This window comes from Paenibacillus sp. FSL K6-2859, from assembly GCF_038008265.1.
GTDB classification, from domain to species: domain Bacteria; phylum Bacillota; class Bacilli; order Paenibacillales; family Paenibacillaceae; genus Paenibacillus_AQ; species Paenibacillus_AQ nitricinens.
The window spans coordinates 2,049,484-2,074,994 of the sequence record NZ_JBBOYU010000001.1; the positions used below are offsets into that span (position 1 = coordinate 2,049,484).

Consider the following 25,511-nt stretch of genomic DNA (forward strand, 5'->3'; position numbering starts at 1 on the left):
TTATCAAGGTTCCGGCTTCACTCTAATAAGTAATACAAAATACGTATTCGCAGTGATCTTGATGCTTTTATGCTCAAGTCACTCGAATACGTATTTTTTTATTGGAAATTGAAGTGAGGTTTTCATTTGAGAGGCCTAAAATCCAAATTTTATGCAAAAAAGCATGATAAAAGTTTTTTTTGGAGGAGGCGGTCACATTAAGGATTATGATGTTTCTTAATTCAACAGCATTAAGGAGGAAACTCGAGTATTTTAAGACAATGATGGTCGTTTATCACCTATATATGGGTCTTTTTTCCGAAATAACAGGATAAACGCTCAATTCTACCCTTTGCCGCTTTAAATTAGGGATGATACACTGCTTAAAGTCACTAAATTGAAAGCGCTAAAAAATAGCTTTACGAAGTAAAGCTAAGTCTATGCTTACGAAGGTCAGCTTTACTTCGTAAAGCTTTAAGGAGGAGAGATATGGATGTTCTCAGGCAACTGCGAGGCTATTACCGAGAGAAGCTGCATTATTTAATTCTTTCGATTGTATGCTTGGCCGCCGCAACTGCAGTGGGGCTAATTACCCCCAATTTGTTAAGGAAGCTGATCGATGAAGTAATTGTTCCACTCAAGTTTAAAGAGGTGCCTGTGTTGGCTCTCAGTGTGTTAGCTGTAGTAATCGTAAAAGCATGCCTGCAATTTGCACATGGTTTTTACGGAGGGCGGTTAGGTAATTTTCTAGCATATCGGCTACGTAACGCTTGTTATGAGAAATTGCAATTTCTATCTTTCCGTTATTATGATACCGCGAAAACAGGAGATCTGATGTCCCGGCTGACCGGGGATTTGGAAGCGATTCGGAACTTTATCGGTTTTGGTTTTGCTCAGTTGCTAAATGTGTTTTTTATGGTGTTCTTTGGTTCTATTATGATGTTCACCATTAATTGGCAGCTAACATTGGTTACTTTGATTACTATGCCATTTCTGGCAGCAGTAGCTTTAAGATTTGAGTCCAAGATTCATCCGGCCTTCCAAGAGATGCGCCTTGCGCTGAGTTCTCTGACAACGGCTGTACAGGAGAATATCACGGGTGTGCGAACTGTCAAATCGTTTGCTAGAGAGGCTCACGAAGTTGAGAAATTCTCACACCGTAATGAACGTTATAAGAATAATCAGATTTTTGCCGCAGAGCTCTGGAGTAAGTTCTTTCCTGTCATGGAGCTTTTAGCATCGGTGAGTATAGCTATCCTGTTAGGCGTGGGTGGTACACTTGTCATTAACGGGAAAATGTCACTAGGGGAATTGGTTGCCTTCTTCAGTTTGATTTGGTACATCATTGGACCGGTATGGGGGCTAGGCTTTCATATTAATAACTATACACAGTCCAAAGCTTCGGGAGAACGTGTACTTGAAGTACTTAATCAAAAAATTGATGTGAAGGATAAAGAGGATGCCCGTGAACTGGTGCCTTCCGAGGTTAAAGGGGACGTTGCCTTTAATCATGTCACCTTTGCGTACGGGAACAAAATGCCTGCTGTTACTGACATCCATTTTGAAGCCAAATCAGGTGAAATTATCGGATTTCTTGGAGGCACAGGTTCAGGTAAATCCACTATTACTCAACTGATGATGCGTGCTTATGATGTCAATGAAGGGAGTATTACGCTGGATGGCATTGATATTAGAGAATATAGTGTGCGCAGTCTGCGGTCACAGATTGCCACCGTATTCCAGGAAACATTCCTGTTCTCCTCATCCATCCGCAACAATATCTCATATGGTTTGAAAAATGTAAGCATGGAGGAGATTATCCGTGCTGCACAGCTGGCAAAGGCGCATGATTTCATCATGGAGATGGCAGACGGCTATGACACTGTAGTGGGTGAACGCGGGATGGGGCTCTCTGGCGGACAAAAGCAGCGGATTGCGATCGCAAGAGCCCTGCTTAAGAATCCGCGTATTCTCATCCTCGACGATGCGACTAGTGCGGTCGATATGGAAACGGAACATGAGATTCAAGCAGGATTCCAGGAGGTCATGAATGGGCGTACAACACTTATAATTGCCCATCGGATATCCTCCTTGCGACATGCGGATCAGATCATTGTCATGAACGAAGGTCATGTTCAGCAGCGTGGTACTCATCAGGAGCTAATTGAGGTTCCGGGCCCATACCAAGATGTATACCGGATACAATATGCTGACTATCTGGCCAGAGCTACCGGAAGAGGGGAGGAGTGAGGCATATGAAACTTGAAGCCAAACAGAACACCGCTACGGTAGCAAAGCGTAAAGCAGCCGAGCAGAAGACACTTGATGAACGTTTCGTGTACAAAGACGATGATGTTATCGACAAAGCGTTTGACTGGAAGCAGTTCACCAGATTATTCAGCTATATGAAGCCTTACGCCAAACAGATGCTTCCACTGGTATCTATCATGATGATTCTGGGAACCATTACGAAGCTGACCGTTCCTTTCTTGACAAGTTTAGCTATCGACCGTGCTATAGCGCCTAAGGTTGGGAATCCAAGCTTAACACTTCTTTATTCGCTTACGGCAGGTGTCATTGTCTTATATCTCATTCAATGGATTGCAGGTGTGTACCGGATTAAGTACACGAACATCATTGGACAAAGAGTCATTTATGACTTGCGTTCTGACTTGTTCAAGCATATTCAGAAGCTCTCTTTTAACTTCTTCGATAAACGCCCGGCAGGCTCGGTATTAGTACGTGTAACGAATGATATCAACTCACTGCAGGATTTGTTCACGAACGGGGTAGTCAATCTGATGATTGACTGTGTACAGCTTTTGGGGATTACCATTATTCTGTTATTGATCAACTGGAAACTTGGTCTTGCAGTAATGGTTACGGTTCCGATCATGTTCTTTATTTCTACTAAGCTGCGTCAGAAGATTCGGATCGCTTGGCAGGATGTGCGGATGAAGAACTCTAGAATTAATTCTCACTTAAACGAATCGATTCAGGGGATCAGAGTCACACAGGCCTATACACAAGAACGTGAAAACATGAATTATTTCGATTTTATGAATACAGACAGCAAAAAGTCCTGGAATAAAGCATCTGCGATGAACCAAGCTTTCGGGCCGATGATCGAGATCACTGGTGGTTTTGGAACGATGATCCTCTTTTGGCTAGGAGCGTATCTCATCCAATCTGGCGAGCTTACTGTCGGTTTGCTGGTAGCGTTCAGTTCTTATGTCAGCAACTTCTGGGACCCGATCAACCGTCTGGGGCAGATGTATAACCAGCTCCTGGTAGCGATGGCTTCCTCAGAACGGATCTTTGAATATTTGGATGAGCAGCCTTCGGTTCAAGATAATCCAGGGGCTAAACCACTAGGGATGATTCGTGGAGATATTACCTTTAATAAAGTTGTTTTTGAATATGAAAAAGGTCGGGCGGCTTTAAAAGGCATCGATCTGGATGTAAAAGCTGGGCAATCGATCGCGCTGGTGGGTCATACTGGCTCAGGGAAAAGTACAATTATTAATCTGATTGGCCGGTTCTATGATATTAAGAGCGGAAGAATTACGATTGACGGTGAAGATATCCGTGAAGTTACACTAGATAGTCTGAGAAGGCAGATCGGAATCGTGCTGCAGGACACCTTCATCTTCTCAGGAACGATTCGCGATAATATCCGATTTGGCCGACTGGATGCTACCGATGAAGAAGTGGAAAATGCTGCGAAAGCCGTAGACGCCCATGACTTTATTATGAAGCTTCCTGGCGGGTATGAGACAGAGGTAGAAGAGCGTGGTAGTGCCTTGTCCATGGGACAGCGTCAGCTGCTCTCCTTTGCCCGTGCACTATTGGCGAATCCACGGATTCTGATCCTTGATGAAGCTACGGCAAGTATTGATACAGAAACGGAGCTGAAGATTCAAGAGGCACTCAAAATCTTACTTCAGGGCCGGACCTCCTTTATCGTCGCTCATAGACTATCTACCATTCGCCATGCGGATAAAATTGTCGTTCTGGACCATGGTGAGATTAAAGAAGAAGGAACCCACCGGGAACTGACATCACGTGATGGTGTGTATAACGGTTTAATAGAAGCGCAGTTCCGCTTTCTATAGCAAAGAACAACAGCCCATTCCCCTTGCCAAAGCAACTGAGGAGTGGGCTGTTTTATATCGTACATCCAATTATTTCGGGCGTTTAGGCAATCTACCCGTTACACGTAACTCAAACATTTGGGCACAAATATCCTGATGCCACTGTGTATCCGTTGTTTGTTCCGCTAACAGTATTTCATTTTGTAGCCGAGCCATCTCGAAGCAGTAAGTAGCATTCACCTGAAGGCATTGCTGTTGTTCCGTTTCTTCGGAGGCTGTAAGCTGACGTAGACGACTTAGAGTGAATAGCTCGGCAAGACGTTCATGGACTGGAAGCATACATTTTACCTCCTGGAAATAGTTAAGCCATATATTAGTCTCGCCAAAAAATTTGTACTCCAATCATCAAATATGATGACAGAAAAGATCCCCCCTAAAGAAAACGGGGGATCAAAGCGCCCTAGTCCATATAAATTTCTACAATGGCAACGTTCCGTTCGCGGGAAAGATCCACGAACATTCCGTCAATCTTTACCAGTGGACGGAAAATATCGACCATATTGTTCATAATAATCACGCCAATATCACCTGTGTCCAGCAACACACGCTTGCCGATGAAATTGGGCATTAAATGCTGGATAAACGCTTGAACCGTTCTAGCATTCAGTTTACCGAAGCTTAGATTGTTTATTTCACGCAGGACGGAAATAAGCTCTTGCTTCGACTGATAGACTCGTTTAGAAGTCATCGCACTATAGATGTCAGCTACAGCTGCGATTTGTGCATAAGGATGAATATCGGCTTTGGTTAGACCGCTCGGATAGCCAGAGCCGTCCTCACGTTCATGATGTTGGAGAGCAGCCAAAGCTGTGTAAGAATCGTCCATGGAATTCCGTATAATTTCGTAGCCGTACTTTGTATGTAGTTTGATTTCCTCGAACTCATCTGGCGTTAGCTTGCCTGGTTTATTCAAGAGAGAGGGTGAAATCCGACATTTTCCAATATCAATCAAATATCCTGCACGACCAATTTCATAGCATTCTTGTTTGGAATAACCAAGCCATATCGCAATATAATAAGAGAGCATGCCTACCTGAAGGGAGTGATTGTAGGTATAGTTATCTTCCCGATCTAGCAAAAGCAGGAGGGACACTACATCTTTATGCTTGTCCAAAGTTTGAAGCGAAGGCTGAAGAATGTCGTTTACCACGGATTGGTTGAAGCTTCCTTTTAATAACGCTTCCATATAAAGAGACTCGAAGCCGTCAATCATGGTATCAAAACTAGTGGTCACCGTTTGAATAATTGAAGGTCTGCTGAGGGGTGATACCTCTTCCTCTAACGTCTCGATATCAACATAATCAACTCCGAGCTGCATCAGCTTGGCAATATCATTTATTTGGAGCAGCGATCCTTTTGGTAATACATGTAAACCCCTAGAACTATACGCGTCCGCGTTAAGGTGATTACCAGGTTTTAGATCCGAGACGTGTACTCTCAATGCCTATGCCACCTTTTATCCGATTTTATCCAGAATATCAACAAAGTTCAGATTTTTCAATCAAAAAGGAGAAAAGATTATTTGGAGGTTATATCGAAAGCTTTTTGATCAGAGTTCACCCAATGTTGGCCCGATTCATTAATGTCTTTTTTCCAAACGGGAACCGTCTGTTTCAATCGTTCAATGGCAAAGCGGCTGGCTTCGTAACAGGTATCGCGATGGGGTGTGGAGATGGCAATGATAACACTTGCTTCCTTTAAACCTACATGCCCAATGCGGTGAGATATGGCGCAGTTTGCGCTCCAGCGGTTCTTGACCTCTTTACCAATCTCCTCTAGTTTACTTATGGCCATAGGAATATAGGCTTCATAATGAAGTGCGGTTGTACGTTGTTCACCGGTCATTTCACGTGTAGTGCCGATAAATACTAAGGATGCTCCGTGATCGACGTCAAGAACAGCATTTAGAAGCTTCTCTGCATTTAAAGGCTGGTCCGATATACTGTAGAGACCATTAGTAGAAGTTTCATATATAGTGCCATTCTCCCCCCCGGAAACTGGAGGAATAAGTGCGACTTCGGAAGACGCTGTGATGATAGAATCATCAGGAGCATATTCTTGGTCAATGGCAATTAAAGAAGCCCCAATTTGGGATGCTGCGTTCGGATAAGAGGCAGATAGAAGCTCCTTCAGCTTGCCAGCTGTTAAGGGAATCTCAGTCGCTTGGAAGGACAGAGAAGAAGAGCCGATTGTCTCAGCCAGACCCGCGAATAGTCGGATAGTAATATGCATTTTTATTCTCCTCTGATGTATGATCTGATGTCTTCAATATACCATAATGTGTCTGAAAATGTTATGCTAGGCTCTATAAGATCACGCACCGACTGCTTCATTAAAGAGCAGCTCAAGGGTAGGAGGAATGTTGCTTATGGGGCATGTGCCGCAAAGACTGACCATACTTCATACCAATGATATACATAGCCATTTTGAAATGGTAAGTCCGATGGCAGCGGAAATATTCGCACAAAGGGCTGCAGCGGGAGAAGAGCCTGTACTGCTGCTGGATATTGGTGATCATATGGATCGTGCAGCTGTTGAAACAGAAGGCACTATGGGTCAGGCTAACATCGACGTATTAAACTTAACAGGATATGATGCTGTAACCATTGGCAATAATGAGGGACTTACGTTCTCACAGGAAATGTTGTCATCTATTTTTGCCGGGTTACAGTGTCCGGTAGTTTGTTGTAATTTTGTAGAGTCTTCGACAGGAAAGCCACCAAGCTGGATGAAGTGTCATGCGATCTTGGAGAAGGATGGAATTAGAATTGGAGTGACCGGAGCAACAGCGGCATTTACTTCGTTCTATTCCCTTTTGGGCTGGGATGCTTTAGATCCTGAGACTGCGCTCCGGGAACAATGCCAACTTTTAGCGCCACAGGTGGATATTTTAATCGTTCTATCTCATCTCGGACTTCCTACGGATAAAATTCTGGCAGAACGGTTAGAGGGCGTACATGCCATTCTTGGTGGACATACGCATCATTTGCTGGAAGAGCCGCTCATGATTAACGGAACAGCGGTATGCGGAGCGGGGAAATTCGGGCGTTATCTCGGGAAGTTGCAATTTGAGCGGAGAGATGAACAAGCTGAATTCTACCTGGTTACAGGTGGTTGTATTTCAATTGACCCCTTACTTAAGGAAGGGATTGTAGGTCCTGCCGTCGCAATTCATTTGGAGCATGGTCGTGAATCTCTTCAGACAGTAGTAGCGATTACAGATCGTGAGCTTCCTTTGGATTTGCAGGGAGAGTCTCCTTTTGGCAATCTTCTGGCACAAGCAGTACGTAGATTTACAGGAACTAGTTTGTCATTAGTTAACACGGGTCAACTGCTAGGACCATTGCCGGAAGGCGAGGTTACGACAGGGATGCTACACGCACTTTGTCCTTCTCCCATCAATACTTGCATAATTAAGCTAAAGGGTAAAGATATTCGCACAGCTTTGGAACAGAGCCTTACAGAGGAATTTTATAATAAGGTCATCTACGGGTACGGTTTCCGCGGGATTCATCTGGGCAGTTTGGCAGTAGATGGATTAAAAATCTTGTACGACCCACTAAAGATACCGTATGATAAGAGTGTTGCAGTTTTTGTCGAAGGAAACCCACTGGAGGATGAAAGAGAGTATAATGTTGGTACGCTGGACATGTTTACTTTCAGGGCTGGCTATGAGACGATCGCGAATGGGAAGGATGCTTTGTTTCTATTACCACATTTTTTGCGCGATCTCTTGCGGATGGAGTTACAGCGTCCAAACAGCCTCGATGAATGCTTGCTTACTCGCTGGGAGGCTAAGTCTGAATAAGGCCAACAGCTCATAATCTACACTTATAGGCTCGATCTAACAGTGCTAGATTTCCAAAAATAGGAGGACAGTTATGGACACGATTACCGCTATTATTCTAGCAATTGTCGAAGGGATCACTGAATTTATTCCTGTATCTTCGACCGGGCACATGATCTTGACTACGAAGCTATTGGGTTTCGCTGAGCAAGATTCGATTATGAAGACTTATGAAATTGTAATTCAACTAGGGGCGATTTTGGCGATTGCACTTGTTTACCGCAAGCGTGTGCTTAATTTGTTAGGGATAGGACGTAGTAGTTCGGGCAGAGGAGGCGTTATGCCGGCATCCCGTCTGAATTTAATTCATGTGATTCTTGGGATTGCCCCAGCGCTTGCTGTGGCATTTTTTGCCCGTGATTTTATCAAAAGTCTCTTTGGTGCTTCCACTGTGCTCTGGGCGCTTGTGGCCGGAGGGATTCTAATGATTGTAGCAGAATGGGTGAACAGACGCAAAATACGGATTACTGCTCACGAACTGGATGATTTGTCTTACGGACAGGCGCTGGCGATTGGATTGTATCAGATTATTTCGGTCCTCTGGCCTGGCTTCTCCCGCTCCGGGTCTACGATTTCTGGAGGGATGTTAAGCGGGGTCAGCTATAAGGCCTCTGCGGATTTTTCTTTCCTCATAGCGATTCCTATCATGTGTGCGGCTTCCGGATATGAACTGCTGGATTCGTATAAAGATTTCACAAGTGAGTCGATTGGTTATTTTGTAATTGGATTTTTGATTTCTTTTGTAGTGGCGTATATAGTAGTCATTTTGTTTATGAAATTGATTCAGAAAATTAGATTAACGCATTTCGCGATCTATCGATTCATACTTGCTGCTGTATTCTGGTTGTTTATTATGCGTTAATGTCCATTGGCATATACCTAGACACATCTGATTTTCTTAAAGGTACACCTGTCTGAATGTCCATCAAAACGGTATAGACAAAGCGTGTTGCCCAAGGATTTCAATACAGAATAGTATTTTACCGTTAAAGGCAGGAGTGAGTTTAGTGCGTTTAGTATCCGTGAATCAGCTTCAAGCAGGCATGAAATTAGGTAAAAAAATATATAATGATGAAGGTCTAACTCTACTCGCGGATGGGGTGGAGCTTACGGATGCATTGATCAAGCGTCTTGCAAGGATTGACATCGGCTATATCTACATAGAGGATTCTGTCACAGACGATATTGTGATTACTAGTATTCTACAGGATGAGACGCGCAATCAGGCCCTAAAGGTGATTCGTAATCAATTTCAGCATATGTCTGGGGCTTCAGGAATTACCAAGGGTCTGTATCATCTGGACAAAAAATTTTCTAAGATCATGGATAATATTTTAGATGATATGTCTTTGCAAGAAGATCCGATGATCATGCTGATGGATATGCACACTGCTGATAACTATTTATATGTCCATTCCCTGAATGTCTGCTTGTACACTTTAGTGCTTGGTATAGCTCACGGGTATAGCAAAGAGGAACTTCGAGTGATTGGGCTTGGCGCGCTGCTGCATGATATTGGGAAGACACAAATTCCGATAAAAATCGTACAGAAACCCGGCAGGCTCAGTGATGAAGAATTCCGCCACATGCAGGCTCATACCGAGATCGGGTTTCAGATTCTAAAGGAGGAACCGAATATCCCGCTGCTCGCAGCACATTGTGCCTTGCAGCATCATGAACGCATCGACGGTTCCGGATATCCTCGGGGATTAACAGGACCCCAAATCCATGAATATGCCAAGTGGCTGGGTATAGCGGACTCCTACGATGCCATGACCTCCAATAGAGTCTACAAAAAGGCTATGCTGCCACATCAAGCCGTTGAGGCCCTCTATGTTGGTTCCGGTACTTTGTATGAGCAGAAGCATTTAGAGCTGTTTAGAGATCGCGTAGCTATCTATCCGCTGGGACTTACGGTGAAGCTTAGTACGGGTGAGAGCGGGGTTGTGGTCAAAATAGATCCAAGTACGCCTCACAGGCCCACCATACGTGTGCTTACGGGTGCTGAAGGAGAGAAAGTCGTACCATTTGAACGAGATCTTAGTAAAGCCCTCTCCGTTGTTATTATTGACGTCGCAGAACAAGGCGGTTCTTTGGAAACGCAAAATTGATTATTTATAGCAGCGTGGAGAGAAGATTAGGCTTGTCCGAAGAGATGTCGGAAGCCTATTTTTCGTCTCGCTGCTTTTATTTTTTTGAAATGTAAGGTAAGTAAAGACGGCCAGAAAGACATCCAAAGTGCAGTTTTTTTGACTAACGTGGTATGATATAGGGTAAGTCATCGTTCTTTCTTCATGATTTTGGGTTAATAATAGGAATAAGATTTAAAGGAGCTAGTACAAATGAATGTTTTAAGACCATTAATATCTTCACCGAGGGAGCTGTCGCCAAGTTACGATCCATGGGATCCAATCACTTCTCTACGTAAGCATGGCCGCCATGTGCTAACGAGTGTGGAATTCACTGTAACCAATTTATGCAATATGCGATGCGAGCACTGTGCTGTAGGTGATAGTCTAACCTCTAGAGAAGGGGATATGCTACCCCTTAAGAATATGCTAGACCGTTTAGAGGAAGTTGAACATCTGGAGACCATTAGTATTACAGGCGGAGAGCCTATGTTCCGCGCCGGAACAGTAGATAATATCATTGTGCCATTGTTGAAGTACGCCAAGGAGCGGGGAATCAGATCACAAATTAATTCTAATCTGACAATGCCATATTCCCGATATGAGAAGCTGCTTCCTTATCTGGACGTTATGCATATTTCATTTAATTATGTGAACGGTGATGATTTTCATGAAGTCGGTTTTGCGAACAGTGGTCATGCGGTTGCCAAGGAAGCCGCTTACCGGTTATATAATACAATGATTGAGAACTCTCGTCAGTTAAATGAGGATGGTATGTTAATTTCTGCGGAAACTATGATTAATTACCGTACCCACACTAAGCTGCCTGAAATTCATAAGCTGATTCTTGACATGGGAGCAAAACGACATGAGGTTCATCCGATGTACAATTCAAGCTTTGCTTCCGCACTGCCAGTGTTGTCCTTAAATGAAATGCGGACTGCGATCCATTCGTTACTGGACCAGCGTGATCCAGAGGTATGGATGCTGTTCGGCACGCTTCCGTTTTTTGCATGTAGCTTCCTGGAAGAAGATCAGAAGTTGCTAAGTAGAATGCGTGCAGAGAAGAATGTTACGCTTCGTAATGATCCGGATGGTCGGAATCGTGTGAACGTAAATATGTTTACTGGAGATGTTTTTGTTACAGATTTCGCGGATATCGCAGCCTTTGGCAACATAGATAACCAAAAATTGGATGATATATTTATCGATTGGCAGACGAAGCATCCGCTGAACCAGAAGGTAAACTGTTACTGTGATGCAGCTGGTTGTTGCGGACCTAACCTGTTAGTAGCGGATATGTATTATCCGGAAGTGGACTTCAAAACTAGAAAAGCGATCAATCTGTAGAAATGAGGCGTTGTTAACGTGGTGCATACGGAATTTGAAGTTGGGAGATTAATGCTTAATCTTTTGCTTGTTCTGGTGCTCGTATTATTGAACGGTATTTTTGTAGCAGCGGAGTTCTCATTAGTTAAGGTCAGACAGTCTCGTCTGACCCAACTTGTCAGTGAAGGTAATAAAATGGCTGGATATGCACTCAAGGTCAATAAGAAACTGGATTCGTACTTATCTGCCACCCAATTCGGGATAACACTTGCCTCACTGGGGTTAGGTTGGGTCGGTGAGCCGGCCATTTCTGAGCTGCTCGTCGAACCGTTAATGTATAAGATGGGAATTACCGATGGTACTCTGATTTCTACCGTTTCTGTTGTTATTGGATTTTCAATTATTACATTTTTACATATTGTACTTGGGGAGCTTGCACCGAAATCCCTTGCAATTCAAAGAACAGAAGGGTCTGCGCTATTGCTCTCGGCACCTCTGATGTTCTTCTATAATCTGTTCATGCCTTTTATCTGGGTACTGAATGCATCGGCGAACGCATTGCTTCGCTTAGTGGGTGTTGAGCCTGCGAATGAGGGAGAAGCCGCCCACTCAGAAGAGGAAATTCGTATCCTGATGAATCAGAGTGCTAAGAGTGGTGTCATTGATAAAGATGAGATGAAGCTGATGGATAATATCTTTGAATTCTCTGATCTGCTCGCACGTGAAGTTATGATGCCGCGTACGGACATGGATGTGCTGTACAGTAATCTTTCGCTCGAAGAAAACATGAAGATCATTACCGAAACGAGACATTCACGTTATCCGGTTGCCTTTGAAGATAAGGACCGTATTATCGGTTTTATTCATATTACCGACCTGTTGTTTGCTCCACCTGAGCAGCAGAATGATCTTACGACTTTGGTTCGACCGATCCTTAACGTACCGGAATCGATGGAGATTAGCCACACACTGCGATTTATGCAGAAGAATAAAGCTCAGCTAACGCTAGTTGTTGATGAATACGGCGGTACAGCCGGGCTACTGACAGCAGAAGAAATTCTGGAAGAAATCGTAGGCGATCTTCATGACGAGTTCGAAGATGAGCGTCCAAGTGTGGAGCGTAATGGAGAGTATATTTCCGTTGAGGGCCGGATGTTGATTGAAGATGTCAACGATCTTACAGGTGTAGTGATCGAAGATGATGAAGTGGATTCCATAGGTGGCTGGTTGTTTAAGGAGCTGGAAGGTAATCCAAGTAAGGGTAAACGAGTTAAAGTTGAAGATGTTGTTTTTGAAGTAGAGGAATCGACAAGACTACGGATTACTAGAATTAATATTCATCACGAACCGCGTGTGGAGGATGAAGAAACCTCTTCAGAACAAGACGAGGATAAAGATTAACCTATTGAAAATAGTACGTATTGTTCCGGGTGATCAGGGATAAAATGAACTCCTCCTGCTAGAGCTGCATGGCTCATGACAGGGGGAGTTTTTTGTGGACACATAAAGGACATAGCGTTCGACTATGCTAATGTTTATAAATGATTTGAAAGCGGGGTCTAGATTGAAAAAGAAGCTTCTTCTCGTTGAGGATGAAATTCGTATTCGTGAACTGGTGTCTGATTATTTCATACAGAATGATTGGGAAGTGCTCGAAGCGGATAATGGAAAAGATGCATTGATTTGGTTTGACTCACTGCTGCCGGATCTGCTGATTTTGGATATCATGATGCCTGCCATGAATGGCTTTGAAGTGTGCCGAGAAGTTCGTGAGAAATCAGCGATACCAATCATATTGTTAACTGCCAAGTCCACAGATGAAGACAAGATCTATGGATTTGAATTAGGTGCGGATGATTATGTTACAAAGCCATTTAGTCCAAAGGTGCTGGTAGCCCGGGCAAATGCACTTATGAAGCGTGTTGAAGGCACCCATCAGCCTGAATCCAGCATAATAAAATTTGGTTCTGCGATGTTTAACACCTTAGCTCATCGGTTAGAGGTAGAAGATGCGGAAGTGGAGCTTAGCCCTAAGGAATACGATCTTTTATGGCTTTTAATACGAAATAAAGGGATTGTCATTTCAAGGGATACGATCCTTAGTCGGATTTGGGGAATTGAATTTGAAGGAGACTCCAGAGTTGTGGACAGTCATATTAAAAAGCTTAGAAGTAAATTGGGGTATGAATCTCGGTTTATTCGTACGGTGATTGGTACAGGGTACATGTTTGAGGAAGAGGCATGAGAAGACGCGGAATTACTTTTAAACTGTTTGTGATGACTGTTATCTTTTTCCTTTGCTTTTATGGGATGGTCATTCTAAGCCAAACGCTATTGTTTGATAATTTCTACCAAAAACAAAAAGAGAACCGCGTGGAGAAACATCTTAAGAGCTTTGCTGCAAGATATATAAGCGAGCCGTGGGGAAGCACTCGAACCTCCCAGGAGCTCGTTCGGTTTATGCTGCGGAATAAAACACAAATGGTTATTTTGAAGCTGGATGGAAAAATGAATTCGGAAGATCCATTTCATATAAAGTTAATTGATGATGATGGAAAGAGTATGGTTGTTTCTTTATCCCTATTCATGAATCAGTACGGGGATGCGCTTAGAGCAGCAAACATAAAAGTAGATGATCAGTTGAGCGTTGAAGGTGAACTTCTGGATGAAGACAGTTCTTCACCCGTTATACTCTACCCTATAAGTATTACAAAAAAAGGGAGCGGGACAATAGGGGAGACGGAAGAAACCGGGATGATTCATGCATCTGGTACAGTTGCAGAAATTGTACTGCCTGATATGAAAATATGGAATCCACGCCAAGGCATACTGTTTGAGGCTCTAGAGGAATGGTTTCCTTTGACGCCGGCGCAGATAGACGACTTCAAAAATTTGAAATTGCAGAAGCAAGACTGGATTGCTCCCTGGAGTGGGAGTCGTAATTCTGTGATTATCATGCCCCTTAAGCAAAGTAACGGAGAAATTGAACTACTATTCACAGTTACCTCATTACAGGAAGTCAAGGATTCGAACGAGGCGTTGCGTTGGTTCTTTTTATATCTGGGAATAGGCGGTATTGTTCTGATTTTGGTTCTTTCTCTCTTTTTTTCGAAAATGGTCACGCGTCCGCTAATTAAGTTAAACAACATAGCCAAACGGATGGTTTCTCTGGACTTTACAGGGGATACATCGATTCGGCAGAAGGATGAGCTAGGCAGTCTTTCTAATAGCATGTTTACTTTATCACTAAGTCTGGATTCTGCTTTACGAGAGTTAAGAGAGGCCAACCAGCAGCTGGTTGAGGATATGGAGCAGAAACAAAGAATGGAGATCATGCAGCAGGACTTTTTTGCTAATGCCTCCCATGAATTGAAGACACCGCTCAGTATTATCAAAGGTTTTGCGGAGGGATTAGAAGACGGTGTTAGCGCCGGAAAGCAGGATCACTACATTAAGGTGATTATTGAGGAAGCAGATAAAATGGAGTTTCTTGTTAAAAACATGCTAGATCTAGCTCGGTTGGAGTCGGGCACGATTAAACTTCGGAAAACTTCCTTCATGTTAAGTGAACTGACGGAAAAGGTGACGGACAAGCTGGTTCACTTGCTGAGTGAAAAACATTTGGAGGTCATCATTATTCCTGCGAACGAATTACCAATATATGCTGATATGAACTGGATCGAACAAGTTGTGCTGAATTTTATGACCAATGCTATCAGACATGCGGAAGAAAGAAGTTCTATCACTGTCAATATTGAGAGTCATGCCCAGACTATTGTATTCACAGTTCAAAATATAGGAGAATCCATCCCCGAAGATCAGCTAGAGCAAATTTGGGAACGGTTCTATCGGTCTGAGCCGTCTCGCAGTCGAATGACGGGTGGTACAGGTCTGGGGCTTTCCATTGCGAAGCGAATACTAGATATGCACGCTTGTCTTTATACAGTGAAAAATACGGAGAACGGCGTCAGCTTTACTGTGACCTTTGAAGGTTAAACGGATCTACAAAAAATACTACAATGAAAGGGGTGAAACCGTATGAAATTGAATTGGTTGCCTTCAATGTGCACACTTGGAAACTTGGGGCTTGGATCACTATCTTTGTATTTCACGGTTCAAGAACGATACAGCCTGGCTTTATTAATGATATTGTTTGCGGCAATATGCGATGTACTCGATGGATTACTGGCAAGAATACTGCAATGTACCAGTGAATTCGGTAAACAATTGGACTCATTGGCGGATATTATATCATTTGGTTTAGCGCCAACCTTCCTTATCTTATTGTATAGGTTAGAAGATGCTCACTGGATTGGACCTGCAGCTTCAGTTTTCTTTTTGATCTGTGGTGCACTTCGTTTGGCCAGATTTAATCTGTCGGCGCCTTCCAAAGGGTTCGTGGGGATGCCCATTACTGCTGCTGGAGTCATTCTGTCGATGATTTCTTTACTAGATGAACGCATGAAACCAGGACTAGTCATCGTATTAATGGCAATACTGTCCGTAATGATGGTCAGTCGTATCCCATTTCCGTCACTTAAAAAATCCTTCAACAGGAAGTGATACACCCATGCCTTGGATTATTGAGATCATTTCGCAGTACGGATATTTAGCCATATTTGCCCTTATGGCACTTGGGATTATCGGACTTCCTGTACCGGATGAGGTGTTAATGCTGTTTGTAGGCTATTTATCATCCGTTATGGTTTTGGACTTTTCACTTTCTGTATTGGTTTGTTTCATGGGATCTATCACAGGAATGCTTATCAGCTATACCATTGGTTTAAGACTAGGGCAACCTGTGGTAGAAAAATTCGGCAAGTGGGTTGGACTTACACCCAAGCGTTTTGCCAGTATGAAAAGATGGTTTTTGCGGTTCGGCAACTGGGCGATTTTCATTGCCTATTTCATTCCCGGTCTGAGGCATGTATCAAGCTATATCTCAGGAATCAGTGCGATGTCTTTCAAAAAATATATACTCATAACGACTGCAGGAGCCCTAACCTGGTCACTCCTTTTTGTTTCCATCGGCTTTTTTGTGGGGGCAAGGTTTTCCTTTTTATAGCCAATGGATGATCAGCAATATTAATCGCAATTGAATGGAGCAAGATCTATGAATGTATTGAAGCGATTCTACGCGAATATAACCACCAGGCGTTTTTTTATTCTCGCACTTATCGGGTTGCTGCTGTTCAGTATTCGAGGGATGCTTAATCTGGTGTTGCTGACGTTTTTGATTGCTTTTGTCATGAACAGCTTTCAGACATTGCTTAGTAAACAAATCGGTAAATTTATGAAGGTTAACAGTAAGGTGATTATTGTCATTTTATACCTCGCTTTAATCGCAGTGATTGTACTGGCCCTTGCTAAATATCTCCCTAAAGTATTGGAACAGATTAAGCAATTAACCATCTTCCTTACCAATCTCAAATCAGAAGATCTTCCGCAGAACAAGATTACATTGTATTTGTATGATATGTTCAGGGACCTTAACTATCAGTCCTACATCAAAAGAGGTATCGATTATGTGCTGAAGGTTAGCAACTGGGGTGCGACATTTGTTATATCGACCATTCTAAGTTTTGTGTTTATTCTGGAGAAGAACCGGGTAGTCAGTTTCACTTCTAGGATGAGAGAGAGCCGGATTGCCTGGTTTTATATAGATTTGGAGTATTTCAGCCGAAAATTCATCGTTTCCTTTGGGAAAGTAATTGAAGCACAAATTCTCATTGCCATGTTCAACACCTGTCTTACTGTAATTGGCTTGTGGCTGCTTAACTTCCCATATTTATTTGCCCTTTCGATCTTGATTTTTCTGCTCAGTCTCATTCCGGTGGTTGGTTTTTTGATTTCGCTCATTCCGCTCTTAATCATCGGCTACAACATCGGTGGTCTGACAACAGTCACTTATGTGCTGGGGATTATTGCGGTATTGCATTTTATCGAAGGCTATTTCTTGAATCCTAAGTTGATGTCTACAAAAATGAATTTGCCGATGTTCTACACCTTTATCGTGTTGTTGTTTTCTGAGCATTATATAGGTGTGTGGGGACTTCTTCTTGGTATTCCCATCTTTGTATTTATGTTGGATATCCTTGAGATTACCCACGAAGAGTCGTCCGAAAAAGTGAAGTCTTGATCTTAATACTCAATATGATCCAAGTTACAAGCTGTTTTCGGTACTTTTCCGAAGGCAGCTTATTTGTCGTGTAATTACACGAAAAGTACAAGCCTGGGAGCTTTTTTTGTAAATAACGTTTTATATTGTGTTCTGCTGTCATAAGTTAGCTAAGGAAGCTATGTTCAGAGTCTTCAAAAAAGGAACAGGAACAAAGGAGGTACGAAAAGATGGAATCACAGGTACGGAGGTACACCCCCTTTAGGGGCCCATTTGATCCTTGCCCGCCGGTGCCGTTTAAGACTTATGTAGTTCCACCCAATCAATTTGTTAATTTTCAGCCGCCAGATTTACCTCAGTTTAGTTTGCAGGAGGCTCTAAGGTATGGCACGTTATGGCCAGCATTTTACAGTCCGTATGAATCCAAGTGCAAAGGAGGAGGAAAATAGATTATGGAGGCAAATCCTTGCGATCAACGTTATTATGAATTGCTTGAGCAGCTGCAGACACTTGACTTTGCCTTAGTGGAGTTGAACTTATATCTAAATACTCATCCTGATGATTTGAGAAGTATTGAACAATTTAATCAGCTGACTCAGGAACGTACCAAGCTAGCGAATCAATTTCAGGAATTATATGGTCCGCTGCAGAATTTTGGCCGCGCTTATTCGAAATGTCCGTGGGAATGGAATCAGACGCCTTGGCCTTGGCAGGTATAAGAAGTGTGTACTGTAAAGAACTAAGTTTCTAGAGGAGGGGAAGTTCCCGAATGTGGATATATGAGAAGAAGCTGCAATATCCGGTACGGGTCGGCAAATGTGATATCCGGATGGCGCGTTATTTAAGTGAGCAATACGGAGGAGCAGACGGCGAGCTGGCCGCAGCCCTGCGCTATATGAATCAAAGATACACGATACCGGATAAAGTTATTGGCGTTTTGAACGATATTTCTACAGAAGAATTCGCCCACCTCGAAATGATTGCTACCATGATCTACAAGCTGACAAAGGACGCGTCGGTATGCGAATTAGAGGAAGCTGGATTAGGTCCTCATTTTGCCGCGCATGATCATGCCCTGTTCTATAATAATGCCTCAGGCGTACCGTTTACGACGGCTTATATTCAAGCTAAGGGTGACCCACTGGCAGATTTGTATGAGGACATTGCAGCGGAAGAAAAGGCCCGGGCTACATATCAGTGGCTGATTGACATGACAGATGATGTGGATCTGCAGGATAGCCTCAAGTTCCTGCGGGAGCGGGAGATTATCCATGCGATTCGGTTTAAAGAAGCCGTGCAGATTATTATTGATGACCGGAATCAGAAGCGGGTATTCTGAGTGATACTAAAGAGTAAAGCGACCAATAGGTCACTTTACTCTTTTTAAATTTATACAGCTCTCATTCCCTTTGCATTTCTTAGGTTCAGGCTTAGCCATTTCTATCGCTTAGCCTATTCAAAAGAAACAATTTGTGGGACAACCAAAAAGGCCTCCGATTTATCGAAGGCCTTTTCAGGGTGCAATCAACTAATGAGAAATGGCTTTAAAATAGAAGCTCCGCACCAGCAACGGAAAGGAGCTAAACAAATTTAAGGCTTATTCAGACGCTGGTCTTTTTACCTGAAGTGGTGGAGGAATTAGCCACCCTTTTTTCTTGCTCAAATTGAGGATTTTAACGCCTATCGCTGCTTTAGTTAGGTGATATTTTGCAAATAATGCACCAATATCTTCTCTGATAGAAAGACCCATAACCTGGCTACAAGCTACCAATCCTGTAGCAGTATCGGCAGCAATTTTAGCAGCAATCTCGGGATCTGTGAATCGTGCACCTATAGGAATATCTTCAAGCTTAACTTCGGGTCTATTCGGCATCGCTGGTACTGAAGCAATCCCGTTATCTGCCAGCAGCGTATCACACTCACTAATTTCAAGCTCAGCTTGATCAATTAATGTGCTTAATACTTTTTTGAGATCATTGTCGCCGGCATGATATAAGTAAGCTCGGTAACACGAAAGGGCGCCCTTTGCTACCATCGAAGCTTGCCATACACTAAAGATCTCTCCATAATGCATGGGTTCATCCTTGGGGTTGCCACCTAAAATTCCTGTCATAAGAAAGCTCCTTTATATTTAAATTTAAACGTAGGTAGTATGCCCATAAATGTTCAGATGTTGCGGTCGTCTGCTCCAAAAATATGAGTTATCTCAAAGCTGAAAAAATTATACAGAAACTGCTCAGCTGAACAAAATGATATAATTAAGAAACGTGGTTAAAGGCAGAGATGATCATATTGTTGATCAGCGAAGGAGAGAGAGATTTGAAGAATAATATCATCGAATACTGTTTGAAAAAGAAAGGAGCGACTCAAGAGCATCCGTTTGGCCCCACTCCATTGGTCATCAAAGTAGCTGATAAAATGTTCGCGCTTATTTTTGAGGAAACAGGGAAGGTCGTTCGCTTAAATCTAAAATGTGACCCGATCATTGCGGAAAACCTTAGAGAGCAACATGAGAGCGTTCAACCGGGATTTCATATGAACAAAAAACACTGGAATTCAATCATGATCGATGGTTCCTTGTCAGAGTCGGATGTCTTTGACATGATAGACCATTCCTACGATATGGTTGTCAAAAAGCTTCCTAAAAGCCTGCGAGAAGCTATAGTGGAATTGAATTAAATGAATAATCAAATGAAGGATCGTTTTGCCAAGCAAAGTATACCCAAGCTTATTTTCTTATTGGCTATTCCTGCCGTTATAGCTCAGCTAATCAATGCCATGTACAGTGTAGTTGATCGGATGTTCCTCGGAAGAATGGAGGAGGGGGGGACGCTAGCCTTATCCGCTATAGGTATATCTTTTCCGATTATTATGTTGATTTCAGCATTTGCTGCTCTAATAGGAGCTGGTGGGGCACCCCTAGCTTCCATAAAGATGGGCGAAGGAGAACATAAAAAAGCAGAAGAATTACTGGGAAGTTGTTTTACTATGCTGCTGATGGCATCCATAATCCTAACTGCTTTGTTTCTTATCTTTAAGTCGCCATTCTTAACGTTATTCGGGGCGAGTCACGATACATTGCCGCTAGCCGACAATTTTTTAAGCATTTACCTTCTAGGAACTGTGGCGGTGCTCATTTCTTTAGGATTGAATCCATTCATTGCAGCACAAGGATACGCCAAAACAGCCATGCTCACGGTATGCATTGGAGCGGTTGTGAATATCGTCCTTGACGCCATTTTTATTTTTGAGATGAATATGGGCATTAAGGGTGCAGCGTTGGCAACTGTAATTGCCCAATTTATTTCGGCGATTTGGGTATTGGGATTCTTAATCTCTAAACGAGCTCATCTGCGCTTGCGTCTATCGAATATGCGCATTAAACCTAAAGAAGCTGCAAGTGTACTTGCATTGGGGCTTTCTCCGTTTATTATGATGTCGACCGAAAGTTTAATTCAAATTGTATTTAACACGTCCTTAGCTAAATTTGGAGGCGATCTGTACGTTGCTGCCATGGGGATTATGGGCACGCTGATGCAAATCTTTGGGACGTTGTTATCTGGTTTTGCGCAAGGGGCACAGCCTATTATTAGCTATAATTATGGAGCTCGCGATTTCGAACGTGTAAAATCCACTATTTTATATTGCAGTGTTTTTTGCGCAGCTTTCGGATTGTCGATGTGGGGCGTAGCCATTTTTGTTCCGAAGCTGCCCATTATCATTTTTACCAATAATCCTGAGCTTGTGGCTCTGACGGCTAGATTAATGAAGATATTTTTCCTTGGCACTTGTATTTTTGGTATTCAATTAGCGTTTCAACAAGTATTTATTGCTTTAGGACAAGCCCGGGTTTCTATTTTTATCGCAATCTTGCGTAAGATTATCTTGCTTATTCCATTAGTACTTTTGCTCCCGACATTTATTAGCCCGAAAACAGATGCAGTGATTATAGCTGAGCCTATTGCTGATTTTTGTGCGGCACTGACTTGCTGTGTTTTATTTGGACTCACGATAAAGAAGCTTTTTAAAGATAGATCTGATAAAGCTGAAATGCTGTGAAAATGCCCGAAATGGCGATTAGAAGTCGGTGTTCTGAGGATGAAACTAAAGATTAAGGTTCTTGCTAGCTTCGGCTATCAAGAACCTTTTTATTTGTGATGCATGAATTCATGAGTTAATCCACCTAAAATAATACTGTTTATACTAATTTATTCATACTGTTTCCAAATAATAGTATTGATAAAATGTATGTAATCAAGAAACATTTTAAATACTAAGGAGAACTTTCCGTAATGAGAACAAAATCCTTAACCTCCACTTGTACCAGCATTGGCTATGTCCTCTACACATCCTGGACTAACAGTAGACGTTCCATTATTTATTACTCAACTGTAACGCTTCTTTCGGCTATACAGCCCTTCCTTTTGATCCTATTCCCAAAATTTATTATAGATGAATTGACCGGACAGCAAAGACTTCAGCAGTTTATCTTCCTAATTTCACTGATGTTTTTATTACTGACTATCATTAGCTACTTTACAGGATATCTACAAAATTTGGGTTTAACTCAATTAATGAAAGTTGTATTTAAACAGATCCACGCCCACACTGCACAAAATATGAATGTTGATTTCAAAAATACAGAAGATCCCGGTTATCTTAATCAGATGGAGCAGGCCAAGCGTTCCCTACAAAGTGTGGAGAATGGATTTCAGGGACTATTCCATACATTTTTTGCAAGTCTGGCTGGATTTCTTGCTTTTGCGGGTTATATAACTGTAATTGGAGGATTAAGTTTTGGTGTTATTGTTTTTCTAATTGTAAGTATTGGGTGTTCTTATGTGTTTTCCCTTCGTGCTAAACGTTATGAGTATGAACATGAACAACAGCTTTCGGAATTGGAGAGGAAGAGAAGGTATTATACGGATATTATGCAAGACTTTACTATTGGTAAGGAAATTCGGATTAATTCCTTTAACAATACATTGGTGTCACTATACCATTCAAGCGTTCAAAATAGACAGAAAATTCAGTCCTCTATCAGCAGCTCTTATTTTCAGAGTGAAATATTAGATATTTTGATCCGGTTGTTCCGTGAGGGGATTGTATATGGTTATTTGGCGTATCTTTACCTTCATCAGAGGATAACTATAGGTGATTTTGTGATGTACACAACTGCTGTCGCTGGATTTTCTGGCGTTCTTCAGGGATTTATGAAAGATTTAGCCCATCTGCGCACACAGAATTTATACATAGAGGAACTCCGTAACTTTTTAGAGAAGCCGCATGATAAGCAGGGGGAAGGAGCAATGCATGCACTCCCAACAGGTCCTTATTCGATAGAATTTAAAGAAGTTTCCTTTACTTATCCTGGTAACAGCTTGCCTGTGTTTAATAAAATATCCTTCATCATACCTCCGCATCAACGACTTGCTATTGTGGGTCATAATGGTGCTGGTAAGACAACGCTTATCAAATTGTTATGCAGGTTGTATGAACCCGATAGTGGAGAGATTACGCTGAATGGAATCAATATCAAACAGTTTGCTAAAACGGATTATTGGAAATTATTTTCTACGGTTTTTCAAGAAATTCGCGTACTCGCTTTCTCACTAGCAGAGAATATTTCTCTAAAAGAGCATAGAGAGTCTGATGCTTTAAGAATTCATGACAGTCTTGGAAAAGCGGGACTAAGCGAAAAAGTCGCCTCTTTGAAATCAGGCATTCTCACCCCAATGCAAAAGTTTTTGGATGATCAAGGTGTTGAGTTCTCTGGAGGGGAAAACCAAAGAATGATGTTGGCAAGGGCGCTTTATAAGAATGGAGAATTGATTATTTTGGATGAGCCGACTGCAGCAGTTGATGCAATTGCTGAATTCAACCTGTATACAAGATTTAATGAAATGATCGGTGAGAGAACAGCATTATATATTTCTCATCGGTTGTCTAGCACACGGTTCTGTGACCAGATATTGTATATGGAGCAAGGAGAGATTTCCGAAGCTGGTTCTCACAGCGAATTGATGGAACGCAGAGGAAAATACAATCAAATGTATCAGATTCAAGCACAATATTATAATGGGAGTGAAGCCTAGCTTATGAATCCATTCCCTGCGCTGAAAAAGGATTGGCATGTGACCCTCTACTTTTGGAAGCTGGTACATTCCATGTCTAAATCGTACATCCCGCTAATGGTGGTATCTTCATTATGCAGCGCAATCTTCCCGTTTATAAACATCATCCTTCCCAAATATTTGATTGATGAATTGATGGGGGCCGGCCGCGAAATGAATATTATCCTCTGGATAGGAATTTTGGTGGCAGGTAATGCTGTCTTGGGGTTACTTCAGAGTTACCTAAATAAACAAATTGAACTGTCCAATTTCTTGGTCATGGATAGTTTAGAGCTACATATTGGAAATCATATTATGAATCTGGATTATGAGAGTTTAGAAAATTCCAAAGTGCTAGATCTTAAAGAACAGGCGCTTGCTCCCATTCGTCAGCAGGATGTTATACGTAAAATGTTAGTTAGTATGAAGACTTTGCTGCAAACAATGCTCTCCCTTTTGGGATTAACAGCCTTAGTTTCTACTTTAAACGTTGGAATCATCGTGGTAATTATTGGGATGATTGTACTTAATACCTTTATCTTTAGAAAGTCGCAGCAAGCTCAATTCAATTTTCATGAATTATTAACTCCTCTGAATCGGAAATTTGGTTATTATTCCAAACTGGCTGTTGATTTTTCCATGGCTAAAGATGTCCGTTTGTTTGGGATGGCTCCTTATTTGCTGAATAAAGTGGATACTTACCATAATGAAAGTGTTCGTGGTTTTGGAGGGCTATACGAAAAAGTGGGGAGATATAAGGGACTGGCCAGTGTTAATCTTCAATTGCAAATGGTCATTATCTACACCTACATGGTTGTGAAAGTAGTTACAGGTGAAATTCAAATGGGTGGTTTTGTTATGTATATTTCTGCCGCCAATAGCTTTTCTGCACAAGTTTCGTTAGCAATGAATGCCTATGTAGAGTTTAGACAAATGTGTAAATATATTGAGGTGTTTAGAGAATTTGAAAGTCTAAGTCCGACAATGAAAAGCGGAGAAGAGCGTCTTGAGAAACTCATGAATGTTGAGATTGAAATTTGTAATGTGTCTTTTAAATATGCGGGAAACGAGAGCTATTCAATAAAAAATGTATCAATGACCATAAAAAATGGAGAGAAGTTAGCTATAGTAGGTCAAAATGGCGCAGGTAAAACGACTTTTATTAAACTGCTGTGCCGATTGTATGAACCTGATCAAGGAGAGATTCTTCTGAATGGAAGATCTATTCAAGATTATCAATACGATGAATATATGAAAATCTTAGGTGTTGTGTTTCAGGATTATAAATTATTTTCATTTTCTATCAAAGACAACTTATGCGTGAAGGATAGCGAAACATCGGATAAGGAAATGGAAGAAGTGCTTAATCAAGTAGGATTGGAAGCAAAAATGAAATATTTAGAAAGAGGACTAGATACACAGGTATTTAAAATCTTTGATGATAGAGGCACAGACTTTTCGGGTGGTGAAAGTCAGAAGATAGCAATTGCTAGAGCTTTACTCAAAAAGTCACCTATTCTTATTCTGGACGAGCCTACAGCTGCGCTAGACCCTTATGCGGAGTTTGAGATGTACAACAACTTCAATCTCTTGGCAGCAAATAAAACCGTTATTTATATCTCGCATCGGTTATCTGCTTGTAAATTCTGCGATAAAATCGCACTTTTTAACAATGGTGAATTGCGTGAATACGGTCCACATGATCAATTGTTGAAAGATCAGCAGGAGTACAGCACGATGTGGAAAGCACAAGCGAAATATTATCAATAGGTTATTGACAATCGAAATCAGAAGCGGATGTTCTGAAAAGCATATTTCAAACAAAAGCCGGCAAGCTTCCCT

The 25,511-nt window shown here is 42.0% G+C and carries 23 protein-coding genes; 19 read left to right on the plus strand and 4 right to left on the minus strand.

Annotated features, from left to right (window positions below; genetic code table 11):
* The first annotated feature begins 468 nt into the window (after window positions 1–468).
* Window positions 469–2,229, plus strand: coding sequence for an ABC transporter ATP-binding protein (locus MHB64_RS08800; RefSeq protein ID WP_094876189.1), 1,761 nt, complete (start codon window positions 469–471; stop codon window positions 2,227–2,229).
* Between the two features lie 5 nt (window positions 2,230–2,234).
* Window positions 2,235–4,094 carry an ABC transporter ATP-binding protein gene (locus MHB64_RS08805; RefSeq protein WP_094870372.1) on the plus strand — a complete coding sequence of 620 codons (1,860 nt, stop codon included), beginning with the start codon at window positions 2,235–2,237 and terminating at the stop codon, window positions 4,092–4,094.
* Between the two features lie 69 nt (window positions 4,095–4,163).
* Here the strand turns inward: MHB64_RS08805 and MHB64_RS08810 are convergent, their stop codons facing one another.
* From MHB64_RS08810 to MHB64_RS08820, 3 genes are all read right to left on the minus strand, one after another.
* The gene (locus MHB64_RS08810) at window positions 4,164–4,412 is read right to left on the minus strand and encodes a DUF7667 family protein (RefSeq protein ID WP_094870373.1); all 249 of its coding nucleotides are present in this window, start codon (window positions 4,410–4,412) and stop codon (window positions 4,164–4,166) included.
* 121 nt (window positions 4,413–4,533) lie between these two features.
* Window positions 4,534–5,574: an HD-GYP domain-containing protein gene (locus tag MHB64_RS08815; protein WP_094870374.1), complete on the minus strand. Its 1,041-nt coding sequence runs from the start codon at window positions 5,572–5,574 to the stop codon at window positions 4,534–4,536.
* A 77-nt stretch (window positions 5,575–5,651) separates the two neighbouring features.
* Window positions 5,652–6,365: a molybdenum cofactor biosynthesis protein gene (locus MHB64_RS08820; RefSeq protein ID WP_341134169.1), complete on the minus strand. Its 714-nt coding sequence runs from the start codon at window positions 6,363–6,365 to the stop codon at window positions 5,652–5,654.
* 136 nt (window positions 6,366–6,501) lie between these two features.
* Here MHB64_RS08820 and MHB64_RS08825 point away from each other — a divergent pair, with 136 nt between their 5' ends.
* The 13 genes from MHB64_RS08825 (at window position 6,502) to MHB64_RS08885 (ending at window position 18,895) form a co-directional block, all read left to right on the plus strand.
* On the plus strand, window positions 6,502–7,941 hold the full coding sequence (locus MHB64_RS08825) for a bifunctional metallophosphatase/5'-nucleotidase (protein ID WP_256989819.1): 1,440 nt from the start codon (window positions 6,502–6,504) through the stop codon (window positions 7,939–7,941).
* 73 nt (window positions 7,942–8,014) lie between these two features.
* Window positions 8,015–8,842, plus strand: a complete 828-nt coding sequence (locus MHB64_RS08830) for an undecaprenyl-diphosphate phosphatase (protein ID WP_094870377.1) — start codon at window positions 8,015–8,017, stop codon at window positions 8,840–8,842.
* A 145-nt stretch (window positions 8,843–8,987) separates the two neighbouring features.
* On the plus strand, window positions 8,988–10,091 hold the full coding sequence (locus MHB64_RS08835; protein WP_094870378.1) for an HD-GYP domain-containing protein: 1,104 nt from the start codon (window positions 8,988–8,990) through the stop codon (window positions 10,089–10,091).
* Window positions 10,092–10,322: 231 nt separating this feature from the next.
* Complete coding sequence (gene yfkAB, locus MHB64_RS08840) at window positions 10,323–11,459, plus strand: radical SAM/CxCxxxxC motif protein YfkAB (RefSeq protein WP_341134170.1); 1,137 nt, start codon at window positions 10,323–10,325, stop codon at window positions 11,457–11,459.
* Window positions 11,460–11,510: 51 nt separating this feature from the next.
* Window positions 11,511–12,839 (plus strand): hemolysin family protein, encoded by a 1,329-nt coding sequence (locus MHB64_RS08845; protein WP_094870414.1) that lies wholly within the window; start codon window positions 11,511–11,513, stop codon window positions 12,837–12,839.
* A gap of 163 nt (window positions 12,840–13,002) precedes the next feature.
* The gene (locus MHB64_RS08850; protein WP_094870415.1) at window positions 13,003–13,683 is read left to right on the plus strand and encodes a response regulator transcription factor; all 681 of its coding nucleotides are present in this window, start codon (window positions 13,003–13,005) and stop codon (window positions 13,681–13,683) included.
* A complete protein-coding gene (locus MHB64_RS08855) occupies window positions 13,680–15,434 on the plus strand; it encodes a sensor histidine kinase (protein WP_094876197.1) in 1,755 nt (584 codons plus the stop codon). Before MHB64_RS08850 ends, MHB64_RS08855 begins: the two co-directional genes overlap by 4 nt.
* Before the next feature lie 42 nt (window positions 15,435–15,476).
* A complete protein-coding gene (gene pssA / locus MHB64_RS08860) occupies window positions 15,477–16,001 on the plus strand; it encodes a CDP-diacylglycerol--serine O-phosphatidyltransferase (protein ID WP_094870381.1) in 525 nt (174 codons plus the stop codon).
* A gap of 7 nt (window positions 16,002–16,008) precedes the next feature.
* Window positions 16,009–16,503 (plus strand): DedA family protein, encoded by a 495-nt coding sequence (locus MHB64_RS08865; RefSeq protein WP_094870382.1) that lies wholly within the window; start codon window positions 16,009–16,011, stop codon window positions 16,501–16,503.
* Between the two features lie 48 nt (window positions 16,504–16,551).
* Window positions 16,552–17,577 carry an AI-2E family transporter gene (locus tag MHB64_RS08870; RefSeq protein WP_094870383.1) on the plus strand — a complete coding sequence of 342 codons (1,026 nt, stop codon included), beginning with the start codon at window positions 16,552–16,554 and terminating at the stop codon, window positions 17,575–17,577.
* A 209-nt stretch (window positions 17,578–17,786) separates the two neighbouring features.
* Window positions 17,787–18,005 (plus strand): spore coat associated protein CotJA, encoded by a 219-nt coding sequence (locus tag MHB64_RS08875; protein WP_094870384.1) that lies wholly within the window; start codon window positions 17,787–17,789, stop codon window positions 18,003–18,005.
* 3 nt (window positions 18,006–18,008) lie between these two features.
* On the plus strand, window positions 18,009–18,275 hold the full coding sequence (locus MHB64_RS08880; protein WP_094870385.1) for a spore coat protein CotJB: 267 nt from the start codon (window positions 18,009–18,011) through the stop codon (window positions 18,273–18,275).
* A gap of 50 nt (window positions 18,276–18,325) precedes the next feature.
* Complete coding sequence (locus MHB64_RS08885) at window positions 18,326–18,895, plus strand: manganese catalase family protein (RefSeq protein ID WP_042186391.1); 570 nt, start codon at window positions 18,326–18,328, stop codon at window positions 18,893–18,895.
* Between the two features lie 258 nt (window positions 18,896–19,153).
* On the opposite strand, the gene MHB64_RS08890 is transcribed toward MHB64_RS08885, so the two are convergent.
* The gene (locus tag MHB64_RS08890; protein ID WP_094870386.1) at window positions 19,154–19,669 is read right to left on the minus strand and encodes a DUF3231 family protein; all 516 of its coding nucleotides are present in this window, start codon (window positions 19,667–19,669) and stop codon (window positions 19,154–19,156) included.
* A 206-nt stretch (window positions 19,670–19,875) separates the two neighbouring features.
* On the opposite strand from MHB64_RS08890, the gene MHB64_RS08895 reads away from it, so the two are divergent.
* From MHB64_RS08895 to MHB64_RS08910, 4 genes are all read left to right on the plus strand, one after another.
* Window positions 19,876–20,235, plus strand: coding sequence for an MmcQ/YjbR family DNA-binding protein (locus MHB64_RS08895; RefSeq protein ID WP_094870387.1), 360 nt, complete (start codon window positions 19,876–19,878; stop codon window positions 20,233–20,235).
* Window positions 20,236–21,615: an MATE family efflux transporter gene (locus MHB64_RS08900; RefSeq protein ID WP_341134171.1), complete on the plus strand. Its 1,380-nt coding sequence runs from the start codon at window positions 20,236–20,238 to the stop codon at window positions 21,613–21,615.
* Between the two features lie 233 nt (window positions 21,616–21,848).
* Window positions 21,849–23,651: an ABC transporter ATP-binding protein gene (locus tag MHB64_RS08905; protein WP_341134172.1), complete on the plus strand. Its 1,803-nt coding sequence runs from the start codon at window positions 21,849–21,851 to the stop codon at window positions 23,649–23,651.
* A 96-nt stretch (window positions 23,652–23,747) separates the two neighbouring features.
* A complete protein-coding gene (locus MHB64_RS08910; RefSeq protein ID WP_341134173.1) occupies window positions 23,748–25,439 on the plus strand; it encodes an ABC transporter ATP-binding protein in 1,692 nt (563 codons plus the stop codon).
* Window positions 25,440–25,511 lie beyond the last annotated feature (72 nt).